The organism is Haloarchaeobius amylolyticus, from assembly GCF_042678045.1.
GTDB classification, from domain to species: Archaea; Halobacteriota; Halobacteria; order Halobacteriales; family Natrialbaceae; genus Natrinema; species Natrinema amylolyticus_A.
In genome coordinates this window covers 106,890-127,644 of sequence record NZ_JBHUDI010000008.1, presented here as the reverse complement: position 1 = coordinate 127,644, position 20,755 = coordinate 106,890, and the positions used below count along the sequence as shown (strand labels likewise).

General features: G+C 55.9%; 21 protein-coding genes and 6 pseudogenes. 11 read left to right on the top strand and 16 right to left on the bottom strand.

Annotation, left to right across the window (positions count from 1 at the left end; translation table 11 throughout):
- From ACFR99_RS13705 to ACFR99_RS13690, 4 genes are read right to left on the bottom strand one after another with little or no spacing between them, the layout of a single operon-like run.
- Complete coding sequence (locus ACFR99_RS13705) at window positions 1-1,209, bottom strand: hypothetical protein (RefSeq protein ID WP_390288271.1); 1,209 nt, start codon at window positions 1,207-1,209, stop codon at window positions 1-3.
- Window positions 1,210-2,079: a hypothetical protein gene (locus ACFR99_RS13700; RefSeq protein ID WP_390288269.1), complete on the bottom strand. Its 870-nt coding sequence runs from the start codon at window positions 2,077-2,079 to the stop codon at window positions 1,210-1,212.
- Complete coding sequence (locus ACFR99_RS13695) at window positions 2,076-3,830, bottom strand: DUF8186 domain-containing protein (RefSeq protein ID WP_390288267.1); 1,755 nt, start codon at window positions 3,828-3,830, stop codon at window positions 2,076-2,078. The genes ACFR99_RS13700 and ACFR99_RS13695 overlap by 4 nt, the downstream gene beginning before the upstream one ends.
- Window positions 3,831-3,861: 31 nt before the next feature.
- Window positions 3,862-4,317 (bottom strand): pilin, encoded by a 456-nt coding sequence (locus ACFR99_RS13690; protein WP_390288265.1) that lies wholly within the window; start codon window positions 4,315-4,317, stop codon window positions 3,862-3,864.
- Between the two features lie 764 nt (window positions 4,318-5,081).
- On the opposite strand from ACFR99_RS13690, the gene ACFR99_RS13685 reads away from it, so the two are divergent.
- Window positions 5,082-5,318 carry a hypothetical protein gene (locus tag ACFR99_RS13685; protein WP_390288263.1) on the top strand — a complete coding sequence of 79 codons (237 nt, stop codon included), beginning with the start codon at window positions 5,082-5,084 and terminating at the stop codon, window positions 5,316-5,318.
- Here ACFR99_RS13685 and ACFR99_RS13680 read toward each other — a convergent pair.
- Together ACFR99_RS13680 and ACFR99_RS13675 are read right to left on the bottom strand one after the other, a co-directional pair.
- Window positions 5,315-5,548: pseudogene (locus ACFR99_RS13680) on the bottom strand (integrase core domain-containing protein); the annotation flags it as partial. The gene ACFR99_RS13685 and the pseudogene ACFR99_RS13680 sit on opposite strands and share 4 nt — an antisense overlap.
- Window positions 5,549-5,737 (bottom strand): annotated as a pseudogene (locus ACFR99_RS13675) (IS66 family transposase); the annotation flags it as partial. It lies immediately after the preceding pseudogene.
- A 282-nt stretch (window positions 5,738-6,019) separates the two neighbouring features.
- Here ACFR99_RS13675 and ACFR99_RS13670 point away from each other — a divergent pair.
- Both ACFR99_RS13670 and ACFR99_RS13665 read left to right on the top strand, forming a co-directional pair.
- Window positions 6,020-6,682, top strand: coding sequence for an HAD family hydrolase (locus tag ACFR99_RS13670; protein ID WP_390288261.1), 663 nt, complete (start codon window positions 6,020-6,022; stop codon window positions 6,680-6,682).
- A 37-nt stretch (window positions 6,683-6,719) separates the two neighbouring features.
- Entirely contained in the window at window positions 6,720-8,273 is a 1,554-nt protein-coding gene (locus tag ACFR99_RS13665) for a cryptochrome/photolyase family protein (RefSeq protein WP_390288259.1), read from the top strand.
- Window positions 8,274-8,275: 2 nt separating this feature from the next.
- Here ACFR99_RS13665 and ACFR99_RS13660 read toward each other — a convergent pair whose 3' ends face one another.
- Both ACFR99_RS13660 and ACFR99_RS13655 read right to left on the bottom strand, forming a co-directional pair.
- Window positions 8,276-8,785, bottom strand: a complete 510-nt coding sequence (locus ACFR99_RS13660; RefSeq protein ID WP_390288257.1) for a hypothetical protein — start codon at window positions 8,783-8,785, stop codon at window positions 8,276-8,278.
- A gap of 94 nt (window positions 8,786-8,879) precedes the next feature.
- Window positions 8,880-10,304, bottom strand: coding sequence for a DASH family cryptochrome (locus tag ACFR99_RS13655; RefSeq protein ID WP_390288255.1), 1,425 nt, complete (start codon window positions 10,302-10,304; stop codon window positions 8,880-8,882).
- Window positions 10,305-10,467: 163 nt separating this feature from the next.
- On the opposite strand from ACFR99_RS13655, the gene ACFR99_RS13650 reads away from it, so the two are divergent.
- Window positions 10,468-11,319, top strand: a complete 852-nt coding sequence (locus ACFR99_RS13650; RefSeq protein ID WP_390288253.1) for an IS5 family transposase — start codon at window positions 10,468-10,470, stop codon at window positions 11,317-11,319.
- 74 nt (window positions 11,320-11,393) lie between these two features.
- Here the strand turns inward: ACFR99_RS13650 and ACFR99_RS13645 are convergent, their stop codons facing one another.
- Window positions 11,394-11,603 (bottom strand): hypothetical protein, encoded by a 210-nt coding sequence (locus tag ACFR99_RS13645; RefSeq protein ID WP_390288251.1) that lies wholly within the window; start codon window positions 11,601-11,603, stop codon window positions 11,394-11,396.
- Between the two features lie 148 nt (window positions 11,604-11,751).
- Between ACFR99_RS13645 and ACFR99_RS13640 the strand changes: the two genes are divergently transcribed.
- Window positions 11,752-12,039, top strand: coding sequence for a hypothetical protein (locus ACFR99_RS13640; protein ID WP_390288249.1), 288 nt, complete (start codon window positions 11,752-11,754; stop codon window positions 12,037-12,039).
- A 155-nt stretch (window positions 12,040-12,194) separates the two neighbouring features.
- Window positions 12,195-12,293, top strand: a pseudogene (locus ACFR99_RS13635) (IS5/IS1182 family transposase); the annotation flags it as partial.
- 2 nt (window positions 12,294-12,295) lie between these two features.
- Here ACFR99_RS13635 and ACFR99_RS13630 read toward each other — a convergent pair.
- Window positions 12,296-12,418, bottom strand: a pseudogene (locus ACFR99_RS13630) (universal stress protein); the annotation flags it as partial.
- A gap of 38 nt (window positions 12,419-12,456) precedes the next feature.
- On the bottom strand, window positions 12,457-13,635 hold the full coding sequence (locus ACFR99_RS13625) for an inorganic phosphate transporter (RefSeq protein WP_390288247.1): 1,179 nt from the start codon (window positions 13,633-13,635) through the stop codon (window positions 12,457-12,459).
- A 625-nt stretch (window positions 13,636-14,260) separates the two neighbouring features.
- Here ACFR99_RS13625 and ACFR99_RS13620 point away from each other — a divergent pair.
- The gene (locus tag ACFR99_RS13620; RefSeq protein ID WP_390288245.1) at window positions 14,261-14,386 is read left to right on the top strand and encodes a hypothetical protein; all 126 of its coding nucleotides are present in this window, start codon (window positions 14,261-14,263) and stop codon (window positions 14,384-14,386) included.
- Between the two features lie 209 nt (window positions 14,387-14,595).
- Here the strand turns inward: ACFR99_RS13620 and ACFR99_RS13615 are convergent.
- From ACFR99_RS13615 to ACFR99_RS13605, 3 genes and pseudogenes are all read right to left on the bottom strand, one after another.
- Window positions 14,596-14,748: pseudogene (locus ACFR99_RS13615) on the bottom strand (IS5/IS1182 family transposase); the annotation flags it as partial.
- Window positions 14,749-15,234: 486 nt separating this feature from the next.
- The gene (locus ACFR99_RS13610; protein ID WP_008014991.1) at window positions 15,235-15,657 is read right to left on the bottom strand and encodes a GtrA family protein; all 423 of its coding nucleotides are present in this window, start codon (window positions 15,655-15,657) and stop codon (window positions 15,235-15,237) included.
- On the bottom strand, window positions 15,654-17,093 hold the full coding sequence (locus ACFR99_RS13605) for a sulfatase (RefSeq protein ID WP_390288243.1): 1,440 nt from the start codon (window positions 17,091-17,093) through the stop codon (window positions 15,654-15,656). Before ACFR99_RS13605 ends, ACFR99_RS13610 begins: the two co-directional genes overlap by 4 nt.
- Before the next feature lie 377 nt (window positions 17,094-17,470).
- On the opposite strand from ACFR99_RS13605, the gene ACFR99_RS13600 reads away from it, so the two are divergent.
- Window positions 17,471-17,986 carry a hypothetical protein gene (locus ACFR99_RS13600; protein WP_390288241.1) on the top strand — a complete coding sequence of 172 codons (516 nt, stop codon included), beginning with the start codon at window positions 17,471-17,473 and terminating at the stop codon, window positions 17,984-17,986.
- A gap of 127 nt (window positions 17,987-18,113) precedes the next feature.
- On the opposite strand, the gene ACFR99_RS13595 is transcribed toward ACFR99_RS13600, so the two are convergent.
- A complete protein-coding gene (locus ACFR99_RS13595; RefSeq protein WP_390288239.1) occupies window positions 18,114-18,440 on the bottom strand; it encodes a hypothetical protein in 327 nt (108 codons plus the stop codon).
- Window positions 18,441-18,628: 188 nt separating this feature from the next.
- On the opposite strand from ACFR99_RS13595, the gene ACFR99_RS13590 reads away from it, so the two are divergent.
- Together ACFR99_RS13590 and ACFR99_RS13585 are read left to right on the top strand one after the other, a co-directional pair.
- Window positions 18,629-18,904, top strand: a complete 276-nt coding sequence (locus tag ACFR99_RS13590; RefSeq protein ID WP_390288237.1) for a PadR family transcriptional regulator — start codon at window positions 18,629-18,631, stop codon at window positions 18,902-18,904.
- Window positions 18,905-18,919: 15 nt separating this feature from the next.
- Window positions 18,920-19,126, top strand: a pseudogene (locus ACFR99_RS13585) (DUF8110 family protein); the annotation flags it as partial.
- Here ACFR99_RS13585 and ACFR99_RS13580 read toward each other — a convergent pair.
- Window positions 19,123-19,761 (bottom strand): hypothetical protein, encoded by a 639-nt coding sequence (locus ACFR99_RS13580; protein ID WP_390288235.1) that lies wholly within the window; start codon window positions 19,759-19,761, stop codon window positions 19,123-19,125. The pseudogene ACFR99_RS13585 and the gene ACFR99_RS13580 sit on opposite strands and share 4 nt — an antisense overlap.
- Window positions 19,762-19,876: 115 nt before the next feature.
- Here ACFR99_RS13580 and ACFR99_RS13575 point away from each other — a divergent pair, with 115 nt between their 5' ends.
- On the top strand, window positions 19,877-20,716 hold the full coding sequence (locus ACFR99_RS13575; protein ID WP_390288234.1) for a DUF8170 family protein: 840 nt from the start codon (window positions 19,877-19,879) through the stop codon (window positions 20,714-20,716).
- Window positions 20,717-20,755: the final 39 nt, after the last annotated feature.

Sequence of the window (20,755 nt, the reverse complement as noted above, 5' to 3'; positions counted from 1 at the left end):
TCACCACCTCGAGACCTTCTCTTTCGTGTTTTTGAGCCCACGCTTCGCTCGAGTCGACGCTTTCCGTGTCGCTTTGCGAGCGTCATCAGCGGCCTTATCGCGCATCCGTCCTGTCTTCGACTTCCGCAAGTTGTTGTAGCGGCCGGCGTGATCCTTCGTTGAGCGAGCCGAGGAGCCAAGCTTGTACGCTTTCGAGTCGCCGGTCCCGAGTGTCGTCTGGCCGCTCCTCGTTACGGGGCCGACCTGGTTATCTGCGTATCCACGGTGGACGTTTCGGGCTCCACGGACAGCTTTTCCAGAGGTCCGTTTTGCCTTTGCAGCGCCAGCTTTGGCCGCTGCAGGATTCGTTGCAGTAGCCCCTTTCTGGGCGATCGTCCGCATCGCTGGGCTACTCCAATAGACGGTCATGACCATCGCGATAATCGCTGCAGGGATCAGCGTCAACCCGATAAACAAGGAGAAGAGCCCTTTCACAGAAGTCTCGAGACCACCAACCTCCCATCCAATCCGGAAGAGGATCGCTGGTGGAATCCCAGCAAGCACTAATCCAGGATAGATGCCTGAAGCACGACGCGCCATGTTTGCCGCTGGACTAAATGGCCACACCTCCATCGACCAGAGGACACCCAATAGCGGCATAATCGGTGTTAGCACATAGAGAGCGATCCACCGGAAAGCGACGACGAACCCTGCAACGATCAAAAAGAAGTTCGATACGACGACCATTGCTAGAATAGCAAATGTTCCACCAAGAGAGGACCGAATAAGGCCACCGAGCCCCGCAGACATTTCATCAGTTGGAGCGATCGTCATACCTACTGCGTCGAAGAACTGCAGCGGGATCGATACCAGTGGGAACCAGACGAAGGTACCCATAAATACAAGCCCAAGCCGTCGTAGCAGCTGTTTTCGCCGGTACTCGCTCATGGAGCCCGACCGGAGACCAACGAAAGCAAAGGCGATAACTATCATCATGATGGAAAGTGGGAGAATATATGTAAGGTATACGTCCTGATACAAACTCTCCCATGGCGCGTTGTCTGGGGATCCGATGACCATATATTCAGAGTCCGATTCTGGAGCAGGAACACCGACAATAGGTTCTAGAATCGCTTCATAGATATCATTGACAAGGCTGAGAAGAGCATCAGTGAAATCCTCAATGACGTTCTTAATTGCGTTCTCAACCTCCTCTTGCAACCATGCCATCTAATTCTCACCCCCGCTAGATATGGATTCATCAGAGCTGCCATCAACGATAGTAAGCTCACATGACTGACTATCTCCGTACTTGATTTGCTGGGTGTACGAGGGGTTTGATCCGACTTGGACATGAGCTGTGACAGTCATTGGTTCCGTACCGAGTTCATCACAGTCTAGCGAGTGTACTGCACCATCTGTCGCATAGACAGATCCCTTAGAGTAGACTGTAGTCTTTCCCGGCGGCAAGTGTGTCTCGTGGTAGTACGACTGCAATTCCTTCGACAGTAGTCGGGCAACTGGTGAACCCTTCCACTGAAGTTCGGTGAGTAACGACGGAATCGTGCCTGTATTCTCAATAACGACCGCTGCGTACTCATCCCAGACAGGCGAATTCTTGTCCCACTCCATGTCGGGGTTCTCTACTGCCCACAGCACATCCGTAATCGTACACTCCGCCTCAAGCGTGATTGTCGTCGTATCGACCTGCTCGCCTCCATCGAGAGCAATCAGTTCGTAGTCCCCAGTTGGGATACTGTCCTGATCGCGACCGAGAACTTCGAACGATGTCGTGGTCTCACCGCTTGCGAGACGCTGTTGGTCGAACAACTCACCGTTCGGATCGATGAGGTTGATGAACTCCACCGACACATCATCGGCAACTTCGATCTCGAGGTTTGCGTCACCCATCTCGACAGAGGTGAAGACGTCACTCCCTTCCGCGCTAATTCCGTTGCCATCCGTACTGTTACTGGTGTTCGATGGGTCTGTGGACGACCCCGACGTACAGCCAGCAAGGGCAGCTGTACTTAGACCCAAGCTGGCAAGGACTGCTCGGCGAGCGATACCGCTGTTGTCTGGATTGGTATTTTCTGTCATGGATGGTCTCGTAGTCCAAGGACCGCACCGCCAGTCAGGTAGTCAAAACCGTAGACAGCCAGAGCAACCGGGAGGAACCAGAGCAGCGTCACGAGGAACAACTGGACAAGCTTCTGAAACTCGGGGTAGTTCGGGGGAACCATCGCCCGATCCTCGGCTGCTGAGTACAACTGATCGGCACGCCACCAGTCTGCGGGAACGTACTGGCCATCGATGAGCGATGACGGCTGCTTCTCGAGTTCAAGGACAGCCATTCCGCTCGCGTTCAGCGCAGCCGATTGATTGCCGATGGCGACTCGCCCAGTCGTGACCGGATCACCGGTCGTTGTCTCCGTGACGGATGCCTGGACAAGCGTTCCCGACGAGTTTGCCTCGAGAACGGCCAACTCGAGAGTTGTGTCACGAACGGTTCCGTTGTCGGTGACCGAAATCGTCTCTGACTGGCCACGAACGATCCCGTGAACGGTCACCTCGTCGAAGGTGGCTGCTGGAAGCGTCTCTGAGCGGACGGCGATCGATGTCGCATTCGTATAGTTGTCAACCGTCGGAATAGCAATCTCGCTCGAGAGGGACGGGCCAGCGTGTTTGCTTCCCCACGCCTCTTCGATCACTAACGGTGGCTCGGCATCGTCCGTTGCCTTGCTCGGCATATCCGGCCGTTTCTGCGTGGGGATGGCGTGGAGTTGTACCGGACGAACAGACGAATTCGTCCGAGTCGTCTCTGTGTCCGTCCGAGAGACCATCGTCCGCCAGCCATCGACTCCCGCCGAATAGAACCGCCAATTTCCACGGAGACGCGCGTCACTGCCAATATCGATTGCAGACCACTGGGTTCCTGGGTGAATGACGACACCAGTGTGAGTTGCACCGTTCTCGAATGTAACGCGCTTCGCACCGTTATCATCGATTTGCGCCACAACCGCGTGGCGTGAATCAGTCGCTGTTACCTGTTCGGTTGGATAGTCGACCTCTGTTTCCCATGAGCCCTCACAGGACCCGCTCGTGCTATTGTAATCAGTACACGTCCGGGTTTCATGGCGAAGGCGAGCAGTGATTGTGGCCTCGACAGTCAGATTCTGCGCTCCCGACAGTCCCCGATACTCGAGAGTGGAGCGATGGCCGTGATCAGCATCGAGTATCCAATTCTCTGTCTGTAGGACAACCGTGTCAACGGCAGTGTCAGCAATCGACCAGTGATGGCGGACAGAGCCGCTCGTGTCATCGTCTGGGACACGGACCCGGTAATCGGCTATCGCAAGGACCTCGCCGTCTGGCGTGACGTACCGCGTCGAGGTATTCCCCGAGTGCAGCACCGTCGACGGCTGGACTGCAGCGATGCTCGTGTACGCATCCCGGATGTAGAGCCCATCCTCGAGGTGTGCCCGTTCGGGATGGACAGAGGTTTTCTCGCCGCCAGGATCAAAGTCCTGGAGATCACCGCTGTTCCACCTCTCGACGTCTTCGATTGGCTTCTCGAACGGGACGTCTGTCGACCCTGCAAGCCGGGTCGAAAACTCCGGCCCAGAGGAAATTGTGTCCTCGAATTCCTCGCTCGAGCGGTTTTGCTGATCGAGGTCATCCGACCACAACAGCGGGAACCGTGTCTCGTTCACGCCGTAATCTGGCCCATCCGCAGGAATCGCTGGACTCGAATTCGGCTCGGCAACAGCGACACCGACAGCCAAGAACACAGCGCCTCCGCTTGCGACAAGAAGCATGAGGGCAACGTCGATCACACGTGGCGTGGTCATTGGGCTTCAGGCAACCGCAAGCTCTGGTGGCTCAGAACGGTTTGACACAGTCTGAGAAGCCGAATCCCATCTGACTTCCAACCTTGTCAATCAGCTCAGGTGAGATCAGCGCGAGGACGATAATCCCGAACCCGATGCCCGACATCACGAGTCTCTCTTTGGCCTGATTCTTCTTTTCGGGATTCCCACCGGCACGCATGTACGAGAGGCCAGCTCGACCGACGTAGAATCCCGTTGCTGGAAGACCGAGACCAGCAACAGCTCCAAAAACGATGCCAATGCCGGTCTCGACACCGGTTCCACAGTAGACGTCACCCACACTCGACTGGGCAGCTACCGATCCGGAAGCAAGGGCAATGAAGGTCAGCCACACAGCAAGTGAGGTCGCTGCCGGCGCGACTCGCCTACACGCTTGTCGGAACCCAGCCAGCAAATCAGGGCATTCAGTCGACGCATCTGGCGACTTACGCGGTGAATTGGTACTCATTGGTGTAACGGTCTGCATGGAATGTTTCGAACAGCGCCTCGAGAGCCACACTAACGGGGGCTGCTTCAGTTCGATCACTCACCTCACCTCGAGGGCTCCGAGAACGAGTCTCGTCGAAGGGCGTCTGCTCGACCAGTCCGTCTTGGGACCTAGTAGGCGGATGTGGCTCGGGTTGCGGGAGGACTGATACTGCGTCGATCAGTTGAACCAAGCCACTCATAGTGTCTGCATTTTGCATGGTTCATTCACCATGGGATTTGAACACACAGAACACTTATTGAATATGCTATATAAAAATTTCCGATAAAACTTACTAATGGTGTTAGTTTCAGTCCTCAAAACTCGCTATCACTCTCAAGACTTCTCCTTCCCACGACGAAGGCATCGCTATAGCGAGTTCCGCATCGAAGATCTCTCCCGGCATCGATCCATTCGCATACGCAATCAACTGCACACGTTCGCTACTGAAATCGTCGACCTATACACCTTGTTGTCCGTCTGGTAATCCACGAACTGCACGACCTTCACGACAGCCACCTTAGTCTCTTCAAAAGAGATCGTCATCGATACTCAGATATATCGTCCAAAATCAACGCAGATGTTCGTGTGCATATTCGGGAATTAGATTCTGACGGCGTCCAACCCCAGGCATCACTCCAAGAATAGTGCTTATTCCCCGTCTATATCCCTCTTCTCTACACAGCCATTTGTAAGATTAGGGACTAGAACCATTAAATGCCTCCTATGAGAATAATCAGCAGAAAATGTCACCCGAACTTCAGTTGTTTGGAAGCGAAGAAGCACCTTCTCAATTTGTCGAAGATGCAGGGGTTATAGCAGACTTTCCAGAGAGTGCACTAAACGAGGTTGTCCCGACTGTATTTGATTCAGATACAGGACCAATGACAGAAGAGAGTGAAGCTAGATCAAATGTTGAAATGACACTAGCTGATCATGGCATCGCGCCTCAGGACCAAGATACCTTCTTCGGCACAGTCTAGTTCAGCACCTCCTGAGCTGGCGTTCGGCCATCGAGTGCTTGATTTGGTCGATCGTGGTTATAGTGGTGTCTAAACCGTCTGAGCCAGCGACGTGCACTGGCTGGACTGCCCCGACAAAACGAGTGAAAGCGGTCGATTCGCATCGACACAGTCTGGAACCATTTCTCGATGTGGTTCCGGTCTGTGTAGTTGAGCTGACCGCTCAGGTCGTGTCGAAAGAGGGCAGTCAGGTTTGGGTTTTCGTACCGCTTGAGGCGAGTCTCAAGTTCCTCTATCTGCTGTTGCTGTGCAGCGAGTTGGCGACGGAGAAGACGGTTCTCGAGCTTTTGAATTACGAGTTGCTGGCGGAGATGCGTACTGTCCTCGGTGCGGATCGCGGAATCTATCGATTCCGGCGATCCGCCAATCCCCAGCGACACACTTGGTTCACCATTGAGAGACCATTCATGAGACTGCTACGAAATCGGTCTGACGGCAAATCGCTATCCAACTACACATAATTCCGCTTTCTTTCGGCCTGCCGTGACTGTGGGTCGAATCAACTGTTGTGCTAACTGATCGTTCGAGCGACTTACTCGAAGCATTCCGGTCTCTCAAGATACACCGGAGCATCTGCGCTCTCGAACGGTGGATTCACGTGCGAAAATCTACGGATCTCCGGAACCGACAGCCACAGTACTGCTGGATCCAATATCGAGACAATGACCGAGACGCGGTACGATGGACTGCTCCTCGATCACGACGGCGTGATCGTTACGCTCTGTTCGCACCAAGTGTTACGAGCCGCCGCGACCGATGCGTTCGTCGATGCCGGAATCTCGAACCCGAGTCCCGACGATGTCGACGCGATCACGATCCGAGTCTGGGAGGACGACCTGTGTGCTGTTGCGGATCGATACGGGGTGGATCCCGACCGGCTCTGGCAGTGTCGGGAGCAGCGAATCGAGCAAACGCTGCGGAGGGAAACAAGAGCCGGGCGAAAAGTACCGTACGAGGACGTAACGAGTCTCGAGCGTGTCGAGGTCCCGACTGGGATCGTGAGCAACAACCAAACCCGGATCGTCGAGTTCGTTCTTCGAGAGCACGGCCTTTACGGGTACGTCGAGACGGTCCGTGCCAGAGAGCCGACCCGCGAGAGCCTTCGAGAAAAGAAGCCTGAATCGACATATCTCGAGGCTGCTGCGGCCGATCTGGACTGTTCGAACCCGCTGTACGTCGGCGACAGTGAGAGCGACATTGTCGCCGGCCAGCGGGCAGGCTTTGATACTGTCTTTCTCCGTCGAGATCACAACGCCACTCGTCACCTTGAGATAGAGCCTACCGTCGAGGCCGAGAGCCTGAGCGCCGTTCTGGAATTGTTGTAGGGATGGGAATTATCCCCGACCGATTCGTGTGACCGGTATGCACCAGCCGACAGTCGGGACGGTCCGTGAATATACCCTGGGTGACGACGATGTCCCTTGGGTCCTCGGGACACACCTCACTGAACGCTGTGGGCCGCTTGCTCGAGCGCCCGATGGCAACCGAGTGTTGCTGATCGAGGCACACGGCTTCGCCCGCCGGCTGCCGTACCACCACCACAAGCTCACGCTCGTGTTCGCCGCAATGCGCCGGTTCAGGGATCGCTTGTCCGACGCCGGCTACAACGTGATCTATCTCAAGGCGGAGACGTTCGGCGACGCACTCGAGACGTTCTTCGCGGAGCATCCCGACGCCACGCTCGTGACAATGCGGTCGCCGAGCTACGGCTCCGAGCGGCGATTTCGTGACCTCGTCGCCGACGCCGGTGGCGACCTTCGGGTCTGCGAGAACGAACTGTTCGTCAGCACCCGCGGGGCGTTCGACGAGTGGGCCGATGGCGCAGAGACGTTCACGCACGAACAATTCTACCGATGGATGCGCCGGGAGTCCGGCGTGCTGATGGACGGCAAGGAGCCGGTCGGCGGCGAGTGGAACTTCGACGACCAAAATCGTGAATTCCCGCCCGAAGAGTGGAAGGCACCACCCGCCCCCTCCCCGGAGCCCGACGTAGTAGTCGAGGAGACCGCTGCCTGGGTCGAGTCGACGTTCGACACCTGGGGCAGTACCGAGGGGGTTCGTTGGCCGGTAACTCGCGATGGAGCCCGCGACCACCTCGAGCACTTCCTCGAGTATCGGCTTCCCGCGTTCGGTCCCTACCAAGATGCGATGCGAACCGACGACTGGGCAATGGCCCACTCGCTTTTGAGCGCGGTTATCAACATCGGCCTGTTACACCCACTCGAAGTGATTGAGGCGGTCGAAACGGCCTACCACGACCGGGATGCGGTCTCGCTTCCGTCCGCGGAGGGCTGTATCAGGCAGCTTCTGGGCTGGCGCGAGTTCGTCCGTCACGTGTATCGACAGACGATGCCGGAACTGGCGAGTGCCAACCAGCTCGAGGCGACGGCTTCGCTGCCGGACTTTTACTGGACGGGCGAGACGGGGATGAACTGTCTCGCCGAGACGATCGGCGACGTCTACGATCGGGGATACGCCCACCACATTCAGCGGCTGATGGTCCTGGCGAACTTCGCGACGCTGTGGGGCGTCGAGCCTCGGGAACTCAACGAGTGGTTTCACGCGACCTACGTCGACGCCTATCACTGGGTGACGACCCCGAACGTCGTCGAGATGGGCCAGTACGCCTATGGTGTCTTCGCGACGAAGCCGTACGTCTCGTCGGCGAATTACGTCGATCGGATGTCCGACTACTGCGCCGACTGCCGCTACGACAGCGACAAGACGACCGGCGAAGGTGCGTGTCCGTTCAACGCCCTCTACTGGGACTTTTTGGCCCGAAACGAAGCGAAACTCCGCGACAATCACCGGATGGGACTGATGTACTCACACGTCGATACCAAACGCGAGGCCGGCGACCTCGAGGCGATCCGCGAGCACGTCGTCGATCTGCGGGCCAACGTCGACGACGTGTAGTCTCAGTAGCGGATCGCCGCATCGAAAATTCCTGCCGTCTGGCCAAGCCCGACGAGCACGAGCCCACCGACCGCGGCCGTCCGGGTGCCCCAGGTCGGGCTGACGGCGTAGAGGGCCGCGCCGAGCAGACAGCCCGCGGTCCCGACCGCGTAGATCCAGCCCCCTTTGGTGACCCGACGCCCGGTATCGACGAAGCCGACTGCCGGTAGAAGCATCCAGCCGAAGAGAGCTACGGCCGTAAGCGCCGGATTCGTCGGCTCGAGCCAGAGGCCGACGACCCCACAGAGCGTGACGACCGAGCCGACGGCGATGAGCAGCCACCACGTGCGTAGGACGCCCTCGCGCATGTCGGCGTAGCCGGTCGCCGCGAAGCCGACCAGAAGGACGGCCATCACGACGTGAGCGATGAACAGCGTGTGCTCGGTTACGACCTCAAGGTGGGCGGCCGTCACGAACGTCCAGGCCAACGGGACCAGGATCGGCGGGCCGACCTCTCGAGCGCGTCTGAACATGCCGGAGCATACTGTGTGCTGACACAAATGCGTACACGGTGGCGGTGGTAGCTCCCGCCGAGTGTCTCGAGACCCTATCCTCCGAGCAGCGATGTCAGCTATCCAGTTCGTCGTAGCGTGCCTCGATGTCGATCATCGGCCGCGGGTAGTCGACGCCGAGTTCGATGCCGTAGGTGGCCTGTTGCTCGTCGCTCAGTCGCCAGGGCCGGTGGACGAACGCCGAGGGAAGTCCCTCGAGTTCGGGACGCCAAGTCGTCACGTACTCGCCGTCGGCGTCGTAGTATTCGGCCTGTGAGAGGACATCAAAGTAATTGTCACGGGAGTCGTTTCCCACGCCGGCCTGGTAGGCCCAGTTCCCCCAGTTTGAAGCGACATCGTAGTCAACGAGTCGTTCCTCGAAGTATGCTGCTCCCCAGCGCCAGTCGATACCAAGTGCGTCGGCAAGAAACGAGGCGACGTTCTGGCGGCCACGATTGGACATGTATCCCGTCCGGTTTAGCTCACGCATGTTCGCATCGACGAACGGAATCCCCGTCTCGCCGTTCGCCCACCGCTCGAACGTCTCCCGGTCGTGCTCCCACGCTTTTTCGATGTCCCGGATTCCGTTGGGATGGAAAAACTGTGCGCCGTATTTACAAAACTGGAACTGGAAGAAGTCACGCCACAGTAACTCGAAGACGAGCCAGTAGGTGTCCTCGTTCGAGACTCGTTCGGCCTCGTAGCGACGGACCTCGTCATAGATCCACCGTGGCGAGAGACACCCTGCCGCCAGCCACGGCGAGAACTTCGAGGAATACGCCGCCCCAAGCATCCCGTTTCGGGTCTCTTTGTACTCTCTGAGGTGATCTCCTTCCCAGAAATACGCCTCGAGGCGGCGCTTGCCGGCTGATTCGCCTCCCTCGAAGGCCAACACTGTACGTTCGTCCTCGGGCGGCGTCTCGAGTCCGAGGTCCGACAGCGTCGGTACACCGCCGGCGGGCAAGGCTGGCGTGGAAATCGATTTCGGTGGTTCGACGGGCTCTCGAATCGAACACTCGCGTTCAATCTCTTTGCGCCACGGCGTGAACGTATCCCCCATCCGCTCGTATGACGTCGGGAGATCAGAGACGTGATACAGCGTATGCGTCCACCGGTGCTCGAAGGCGATCTCGTCGGGAAGTGCCGCTCGAACACTGTTCTCGACCTCAAGTTCCTCCGTCGCCGGTTTCGTTTGTGCGTACACGGCATCGGCGTCGACGCGACCCGCGATGTCGGGAACGACTGTCTCCGGACGGCCCTGCCTGACGAACAGCTCGCCCCCTCGCTCTCGGAGCGCCGCCCGTAACTCGAGCAGTGACTCGCGGCGGAATCTGGCGCGGTGAGTGCCGAGCTTTTCGGTCCCGTAGCGTGTCTCGCTGCGCTCGTGCGGATCGACGACGTAGACCGGCACGATTTCGTCTGCCGTGGTGACCGCATCGGCGAGCGTCGGATTGTCCGTGACTCGGAGATCGTCTCGAAACCAGACGACGGCGGTGTCCATGCTGTCTGGACGGAGAGCGATAGCAAGTATCTGTGGACAAACAGTGATACCGCAGCTACAGTAACAACTGAAACGATTTACACACTGGTCGCACGAGAGCTGTGCGATCGGCCTTGTTGAAACCCTTGCTGGCAAACACGACAGGTGAGTAGCTGGCGAGGAGATGGATGCTCTCCCGAAGTCACGGCTCCTTCGATTCGTTGAACGGGCTCTGGTGTTGGCTCTCCGTGCTGTCAAACGGTTTTCGACTCGCTATTCGCGGAAGCGGTTCACGCTCCGGCAACACGTTGTCCTGCTCTGTCTCAAGGTGAAAAAGACAACCACGTACCGCGACCTCGTCGATGAACTCATCGAGATGCCCCGCATTCGTGACGCCCTCGATCTCGATTCGATCCCTGCACCCTCGACACTCTGCAAAGCCTTCGACCGCTTAGAGATGGCCGTCTGGCGAGTGTTACTGAACGTCTCGCTCGCGGACTTGCCGCTGAACGGTGTCACCGGCATCGATGCGTCCGGGTTTGAGCGAGCGCATGCCTCAACACACTACGCGAAGCGAACGAACCTCACCATCCAGCAGTTGAAGACAACGCTATTGGTCGATACAGCGACCAACGCCGTTCTCGATATTCACGTGACGACAACGCGAAAGCACGATACACAAATTGGGCCACAGGTAGTGAAACGGAACGCAGAGTCCATCGCAGTCTTGACTGCTGACAAGGGATATGGCGACCAGAAACTCCGGCGGCTTGCCCGTGACCACGATATTCGACCACTCATCAAGCACCGGGAGTTTGCCCCACTCCACAAAGCGTGGAATACACGGCTGGACAGCGATCTCTACCATCAGCGGAATATGAACGAGACAGTCAACGCGGCGATCAAACAGAAATTCGGCGCATTCGTGCGGTCACGCCTCTGGTGGAAGCAGTTCCGGGAACTCGTCATCAAGTGCGTCGTTCACAACCTCGAACGAGGGCTCGCTATTGCATCCGAGGAGGGCGAATGTACGTAATTCGAAAGGAACGGGGTGCTGAATATAGAGGGTGAATCTATCATCCCGGCTTCTCAGAGGACTATCTATCGGGTTCAGACGTCTGATTCGGTTTCTCCTACTGATGGAGTTCCAGTTTCATCTTCTCGGAGCCTCTTGCCTGCCTGATGCAGCTCGTAAATAAGGAATCCCATTCCGAGAATGGTCACTGGTGGGAGTAAAAGTAGTACACCCAAAATGACCTTCCAGCGGGGAATATACTCAAGTCGCGCTTCAATTTCCTCGATGAGATTTCGTTCGCTCATTCAGATACACCTTCTCCAGTGGGACTGATAGAACCTTTCAAGAGTACAAGAGGCGTTTCAGTATTCGGCCACGCAACGGCAGTGCTGCTAATATTTTCTGCGAGATTTGCGCGTTCTATTCAGCACGGCTACTGAAACCTATCACCGCGTGAGGGTTTCAACAAGGCCAAAAATAACCAACGGGGATAATATAATCCATGATGAGAGATACGAGATAAACACATTGGAAGAATATCTAGATGGAGTTATTATACACGGATCAGAGATTCCATCAAATACAGGTAACCTTACGGTTAAATGTAAACCCAATAGTGGAGGTGAGTGGAATGAATGGCATCTTCCAGAATATTCTGATGGTTCTATAACAGTTTATCTTAAAATACATGGGGAACCACCAGAGATAAATTTTTCACATTCGATAAGTGATGATTGTTGAAATTGCTCTTTAGTTTCTCATACTTGGATCACGACAATATTACTTGTAGTAACTTTGACCAGCAAATATTCAAGAAAGTTTATTGAACGATTCCAGAGAGAGTGGCTCTGTTGAAATCCTTAGTGAGTTACAGGTTCAGTCGGTAGTTTGAGTAGATGCAGACCCTCCCAAAGTCTCGGTTGCTCCGGTTTGTCGAGGAAGCATTTCAGTTAGCGCAACATGCCGTAGCTCGATACTCCTCGAACTTCTCAAAGCTTGACGGGACGCCGACGGCGTGTAAGACGGTGACATCAGCTTCAGGATGATTCTCAAGGGCGTACTCAAGCGCGTGGCTAGCATGCTCGGAGTCATCCATCGGAACGAGAATTCGTGACAGCATATCTCAAGAAAGGATATCCAGCTACCTAAGTCCCAACATCAGGCAACTCCCGGGAGGAGGATGAAGAACCCATAGGCTAGGAGCGTAGACACGGACGGGCCGATAATCCACATCGAGATGTACTTCATTATCGCCCGGGGATTGAAAAGATCACCCGCGTTGAGTACCTCTTCTGGTTCCTCTTCACCGATCGGCGCGGCTGGTTTGCCTTCCATCTCTTCGGCGGTGATTGCACCGGGGACGATCTTACTGTCTTCCGTGTCGCGGCTAATCGCCTCGCGGACGGTAATCGGACGTGTTGCACGACCCCACCCGATCCCGACGATTGTCATCACTGTCGCCATCACGAGGCTAATCGGTATCCCGATCCACGAGAGAAACGTTGTAATCGTTGATGCAGTGACCATGACGAAGAGGGCTGCGAGCAGTGGGATGTCACTCAGTTCGCCCCCCACAGATTCCATCGTCCGGCGGGCAATGGTGAATCCACCGAGTCCAATCGCAAGCGTAGCGATGATGATTGCCGTATCGTCAGGGAGTCCCCCCACGCCGCCGGCCAGTGGCGCGGCAGCATTCGGGACATTACTTGCCCCGGCGCTGAACGCCATGTAACAGCCGATAACGAACACAACTACCGTGGTACCGAGTTCTGTCCATGTCGTATTTGGCCCGAACGTAGGCTTCGGAATCGTTCCGTCTCGGTTGAGGGTCAGTAATGGGCCATCTGATTTGTCAATCTGTACCCGTCGGTTGACTTCTGGATAGATGTATCGTCCAATAACGCCGCCAATCCAGAACCCAATAATTGGCGTGACGACCCACCACGAGATGATCCCAGCAATTGTTACATAATTGAGTGTTCCTGTTGCGAGTCCGAGGCCGGCTATCGCACCAACGGTCGTCATCGACGTTGGAACGGGGACACCGAAGATATTGGCGATGAGGATGCCCAGTCCAATGAAGAAGAGGACGGCGACGCCGGCCGTAAGCGTGAGATCAATCGTGATGATCCCTTCGCTCAGCGTGTCCATCACGTTCCGTCCGACAGTCCACCCGCCGAGAAAGACGAAAAACGTCATGAGCGCTGCTGCCGTCGTCTTTTTGACGATACCAGCACCGACGGGTGGCCCCCACACGATTCCGGTAGATGAGCCACCAATATTGAACCCGACAAAAATAGACGCAATGACCCCGATTGCGAGTAGGGTTTCTACCATCGGTAGATAATAAGCGTTTCGTAGTAAAAGAACTACCGTAGTAGACGGATAAGTTATAATAATACTCTCCAAACTATTGTGTCTATTCGTTCAATTTACACCTATTTGACCTGTGTTCCTTCTGTACTAAACGATTCAGTCCAGACTCCCTTGCTGACGCTCGGTCGCTCGCGGTGAGTGAACCGCCTGCACTGATAAGTAAATCCCCTGTACAGGGCGATTTGGTTGATACGTTCTTCACAATTGGGAGTCCGTCACGAAATCAGACCCAAGGCAAGAGTCGTTTCGCAGAGGTCTCAATAATATCACCATCTATCTCAACATATGAATTTATGAAAGGAGGGGTGAATATAAAGCGACTATCGCCTGCCGTAGGACGCTCCCAATGGTGTCGTGTGAGACCTTATAGTAGAACGCCCTTCGAGGTCATGGGAGGAAAAATGATGAACTCTCTGCTTGGACCTTCCGCAGTCAGGTAGCGGTTGATCCAGACGGTCAACTCGGGATTCGCCGTGTAATTCAGTAGACTGACCTCCTCGAGGTCGCTTAGATCGGGAACTTCGCCTTTGGAATCTCGGAGTCGAGCAGTGGGACCACATTCGAGTGGACCCGGACCGACCAGCGATTGACCAACATCGATCCCGGTCTCGCCGACTACGAGATCGACCGCCAGACTGAAGACGTTCTCGAGGAAACCGGCGACGAACTGACCGAAGGCAAGGTGGTAGTCCTCGACGATAGCGTCGAGTGATCGGTAATTGAGGCGATCGACCCGGCACAGTTGCCGATCAACAGGCTGATAGAGGTCTGTAAGATCAAGAGCCATTCCGTTAGACGACGCTCCGGTTGGCCTCGAGGCAGTCGGTCAATGAGGTCGTCCAGGATCCGCGAGCGCATACACCTCAACAGCGAGCGGGTGTGACTACTGGGCTGTGTTGAATCGCCATACGGCGGTGGATTTCACTGTTTGATGGTCCGTTCGATGTTATAGACAACACACATCAGGGTGATTTCACGGAACTCTCGATACCAGGTACGCGCTCGCATGGCGTAGCCGAGCGAGCGCTTGATTGCGGAGTTCACGGTTTCAGTCACTGACCGCTGAGAGTACCGATCGGTCAATCGGGTTGCGGGCTCGTCCTCGAGATCATAGATGGACGTGCAGTCGTCGACAGCCTGTTCGGTCGCATTCGAGGCAAGGAGCTGATGTATAGCGTGTTACATAGCTGCTGGTCTCCTCGAGCATGACGGCGGCATTCCACTCGAGGCCGTCGACACCCTCGGGATTGGATAGACACCTCTCAGTAGGACGGTCCCCGGAAGGATCTCAAATCACTTGGGCGGGCTGGGTGATGGCCGCCAAGAGGGGAGAGACAGAGATGAATAAATGATTGGATCTGCCCATGTCGCGCGGGTATGAACGTGACAATGAGTATATTCGTCGACATCGTTATCAACCCCCTTCGATTTCAACACATTCAGAATCGGCCGCTGCTGATCGTTCTGACTCAAGTTCGCGACGCTATGCGTATTCCTTGCACTCAGTTGAGGCCAATAGCCCACGGGACCCGTCGATGGCCGGCGTCCGTTCGAGCCGGCTCACCCCCACGTCCACCGTGCGTCGAGTACGTACCGATAGATCCCGCTGAGTGCGATTGCCACTGCATTGCCCAGAAGATATGGGATGCTACCCAACTCGACGAGCAGCAAGAGAATCGCGAGCTGGATCGGGATCGCTGTCCCGCGGACGACGTTCGTCTTGAGGAGGCCAACGAAATATTCTCTGGTGCCGGTGTTCCGGCTCGCTCGGAAGGTCCAGAGGTTGTTGAGGACGTACGAGAGAACGATGGTGATCTCGATAGCGATCAGTCCACCAATCAGGTAATACAGACCGATTTTGTCGACGAACACCCAGAGCAACATCATCTGTACCCCAGCGGCGATGATTCCGACAGCAACGAACCGTCGCAGCTGCGGTGCGATCGGACTGCTAATGAGATTGCGGAGGAACCGCTGGATCATCTGTAGCCAAGTGCCTGCAGTCGGGCTTCAAGATTGTCGTCGGGTCCGTTATCATCGTCTTCATCTGCCGTCGTATCCGCTTTCTGGAGCATATTGGCGTGCTCGGTAACGATTGGTACGAGTTCTTCGATCACGTCCTGTTGGTCGGGCCTCGGGTCGGTCGCGAGATTCGTTTGTTGGAGTGGATCGTTCTGCCGGTGGTAGAGTTCGCAGTCGTCAGTCGCTACGTTCTCGATGTAGGTCCAGTCCCGGGTTCGGGCACTGACGAGGAGGTCACCGTCTTCGAGCGACCGCGGGATCGGTTGTGACGTCACGTCCTCGTCCCGAACGGTGACCGAGACGACGGGCTCGTCAGCCGGCGGCTTATCGCTGCAAACGCTCGGTAGCAGTGACGTTCCCGTCCACGCGTCCGGTGGCTGGACATCGAGTAAGTCCGTGACCGTCGGCGGAAGCGCGTCGAGGCCAACCTGTTGTTCAACCCGTCGGCTCTCCGTTCCGGGGATGTCGACGAGCAATGGTACCCGAATCAGTTCATCATACAGCTTCGGGTAATGCGCGAGATGGCCATGTTCCTGAAACTCCTCGCCGTGGTCGCCCGCGACGATAACGGCTGTGTCGTCGTCGAGGCCGGTCTCCGAAAGCGTCTCGAGGAGTCGCCCGATGCTTGCGTCGACTTGCCGAACGGCCGCCTGATAGAGCGTCCGAAGGTCCTCGAGCGTTCGCTCGCTGACGTCCCAGCCGAGACCAGTCCGCGTGTGGGCGAGCAACATCCGGTGTGTGCCGACGAGGTTTGACGACACCTCACGGATATAGCGAGGTGCGGGAACGTATGGTGTGTGGACATCCATGTAGTGGACCCAGAGGAAAAACGGCGACTCCGTCTCCTGCATAAATGATCGTGCGGCGTGCTCAACGTCGAACATCCGCGATGTGTCCAAAAACGGCCGGTCGTCGGTCTCTCGCTGGAGCCACGACTTGGCACGCCGAAGCGGTGATGTCGCTAACTGTAGCCATGCCTCGACCGTCGGATGTGTCGCCAGGTACCGGCTGTAGACGTTCGAGCCGACATCCGTGACGAACGATTCGAATTCGTTGAACCCGTCGTCGTAACCCCAGTGTGAGGTCAGAAATCCGTTCGCGGCGTTGAACCCGCCAGTAGAAATGCCGGCCTCCGAGAGCGCCCGAGCAAGCGTCGGCGAGTCCTCGATACCGATTCTACCGCCGTCGGCGAATACGGGTCGTGACGCTAACATCGACGGGAACGAAAACGGGGTCCAGTTCCCGGTCGCAAAGGCACGATCGAATACGGTCCCACGATCCGCAAGCGATTCCAGCACCGGCGTGTGTCGGCCATCGTCGTACGGATTGATTGCGTCCGCCCGAAGCGAGTCAACCGTGATGAGTACGACGTTCGAAATTGGTTTACCAGATGTCATAATCTGTCAGTTAGCCACCTCTTGATCGGTTTAGTGTTGTAACCCGTTGCGATGACAATCGGACGGATTCCGAAGCGTAAGCACGCGGTGCGGACTGTCTGCGTTTGATGTCAGGTAATGGAAAAAAGAGACGCATTGGGTAGTGGTTGATTAGTCAGTTAGCGTATGAGGGTTACGATACTGCCAGCGAAATAGACGGACAACTGTAAAACCTATATATCAGGATACATTTTGCGACCACTGTCCCCAGTAGTAACCGACGAGAGTCCAACAGTTGATTCACCCTGAGAGAGCGACCGGGGACCACTTGGCCCACTGCCCGAACATGACCGTGTCAGGCCCGGGTCACTGAACAACGAGGACTACACTGACGTATCGTGGATCGAGGTGCGAACGAGGACGAGCGCTGGATTTTCTACGACAACGGTGGTGACTGGCAGCACGTCTTCAAGTATGGATGGCGGCGGCGAGAACAGGAAGACGAAGTACTGGTACAACGAGCAAGTAACAGGAACGACCTCAGAATCGGGTTCTACCATCGAATGGGGGACAACAGCAACAGAGACACGGCAGTCCAGGACCGGGAACTGCGGTTCAACTTCCGGTGTATGGGTTCGAACCCTACGGCGTTCAGAGACATTTACAACGAAGAATTCGACAAGCGGGTACGCAGCATCGAAGACTGCCTTGAATCAACGAACGCCGCGACGACAGGAGAGAAACGAACCATGATTAGAGGAACGTACCCGATCCGAGTTGACGAGCACGACGGGTTCTTCGAAGCGTATACCGCAGCGCTAAACGACGCGTTCGTTGAGTTCGTCGTTGACAATTCCGACCTCGTACAGACACTCGGCGACGCGTTTGACGACTCGGTCGAAGCCTACCGGTAACGTCGTCAAGTGTTGCTTCACAACCACTCTAAGGGAGCCGTAGAATTGTTCTGATACCTGCTCTGTGAGTACTTGAACAGCATAACAGCAATCGGAGGCGACCTAACACTGGCCAATAGACGGGGTGCTACCGGTCAGAGACGCCGTAATCGACGTGAATGGTTGGTGTGCTCGGGGATTCTCCACCTTCCATGCCGTTCCAATCGGCAACGTGGATGTTTGCTAACTCGCCGGAGAATCGGAAGCGTTGAACACCGACCTCGATCGAACCCTCGACAGCGTTCTTCGTAACGACGGTCGCCTCTTCTACAGGATCTTCGCTCATCATTTCGATGTCACCGGCAACGGAGAACTCGAAGTTCGACGGGACGCCGCGTCCGACAACAGTAATTCGGTTCGGCAGTTGCTCCGTGTTTGACTCGCTGGATGCGGTTTTGCCGTTGGTGCGTGTCATACTCCGTAATTCGAACACCTCAGTATAGGCCTTCCTATCTGGAAAAAGACATGAATGTGTGAATTTGTGGAAACCGGGAATTGAGACAGGGATGAGAGCTACGTTTAGGATGTGTTTAGCTGGCTATAAGATTGATGAGTTGCATATACAAGCAGGGTAACAAATACGCTGTTTATCGTGAACAGTGTATGCACGATTTGACTGGCTTTCAACGCGATCTCTTGTACGTGATCGCAGGAGCCGACCAGCCATCCGGCCAAGATGTAAAGGAGGAAGTCGAGCAGTACTACAGCTCCGAGATCAATCATGGCCGGCTGTATCCGAATCTGGATACGCTTGTTAACAAGGAACTGGTCGAAAAAGGGCAGTTAGACCGCCGGACAAACTATTACGCGATTACGGACGCCGGGCGTGAGCAGATCCAGGAACGGCGTGGATGGGAGGAACAATACATCGAATTTTGATTCCCTACTACAGATTATGAGGAGCTCTACCCGCCTGGCCGTCTGATGGACATGCCGGAGAAAGACGAACTCCCGTTCTACGACGACACGGAACACGAGACAATGACGGAAGATGAGCGAGTGGAGATGTATCAGGCGTGGAGCGAGTATCGGGAGAATCTCCGAACGGGAACGATGCCTGATGAGTTACTTCCCATACATTTTTCTCCGACAGAGGGCTAGAAGAGTTCGTCGAGAGGGCGGTCTGCACCGTCTTCGGTCTCAACGTCTTCATCTGGCTCAATAGGGGGAGCATCAAAGAGTCGGCCGCCACCGTGTTCTCGGGCAGCGAGCGCGTCATCGATAATCTCCTCTGTTTCGTCGTCTATTTCTGGAATTTTGAGGGCTTCACTAACGTCTTCTGGCAGGTCTGGTCGCGGCGCATCCTGATGCCGTTTGATTTTCTTGGTGAGATAGAGATTTTCCTGTAAGGCGCGCAGAACCGGGACATACCGGAGGTAACTGTACTCATCTAAGAGGGTGATCCCGTAGCTGGTGAATCCCCAGAATTCCCGTGGATCATTCTGTTCGGCCTCATCGCCACGGTATTTGTACTTCGCCATCACCTGCCTCTCTGCAAGCCGGTCAAGGTGCTCCCGGATGGTGGAGCGATTCTTGGGCACTAGGTATTCGAGTTCGTCGAGTGTCGCCAGGTACCTTGGATGTCCAAGCACGGCTTGAATGATGTGGTAGCGGGTTTCTTGCGTGAGGAATCGGTGTGCCCGCCGCTGTTTCTCGATCGGCAGAATGTCGTCACCCCCGAATGGGTCTGCTTCGCTGTCGACCGGATTTCGTGGGCTCCCTGCACTATTGCTCATACGTGTCTGTTCCGTCCCCACTCATGTAACTGTTCGGGATAGGCAGGTTGGAATAATAGCTATTATCCCAACCCGTATATGAACATTTAAGCCAAACACTTCTGTAGTCAGAAACATGAGCGGGCCACGGGTTCCACGAAATTCACACGCCATCTACCGGGCTGTCAGCCGTATTTTCGAAGGAATTAGCTCTCCACCACAGGGTGACTACCACGAAGTCGTCCGATATATGAACGAAGAACTCCCCCGGTTCGAGCAAGCCGATAGTAGCTACCTGGTACTTGGCAGCTACCGCGACGCGTACGGACGACGCCTTCGAGAGTTCGCGAACTGCCTCAACATGCCAACGAACGCTGAATCAATCGTTCTCGGGGATACGATCGACTTGGATACTGCGGTTGTCCCCGAATTCGACGTCAAGATCAACCTCCTCGGTGAGGCAGCAGATTACATCGCTGGCGTCTATGAGAAGGAAAGCGGTGGTGAGAGCCCGGAACTCGGGGTTGTCAGAGCACTCTTCGTGAATAAGGCATTCGTGTTCCCGCGCGACTATACTGGCCTTACCCGCGATAGCCTAGAGACACGAGAAGACGTCATTCAGGCTGCTCTGGCGGTGTACTACGCTGACTTCGATCATATTGAGAGTGAGCAGCGAGTCGCCGAGACGAAGAAAGAAGAAATCGCATCACTGCTGACAGCAGCGCAAGAGGAAGGCATCGAGATCACCGAGCGAGAACTCACTGACCTCATCAAAGAACGTCAAAATGACATCGATGAGCCGCCCGCCGAATACAGCTGGGTCCATCTGAGCTTCTTCAAACGGTTTGAGGCGATGAACCAGTGCTACCCCTGGACGACGATGGCCGAGCTGCGAGATCTTGCTGATGAGATGCCGGGGCCAGAACGCCCGCGGTGGGAAACGGAATTTGACGTAGAGATGCTCCGGGACGAATAGCTGCATTCACGGACATAAATGCCGTTCTGGAGAATCTCC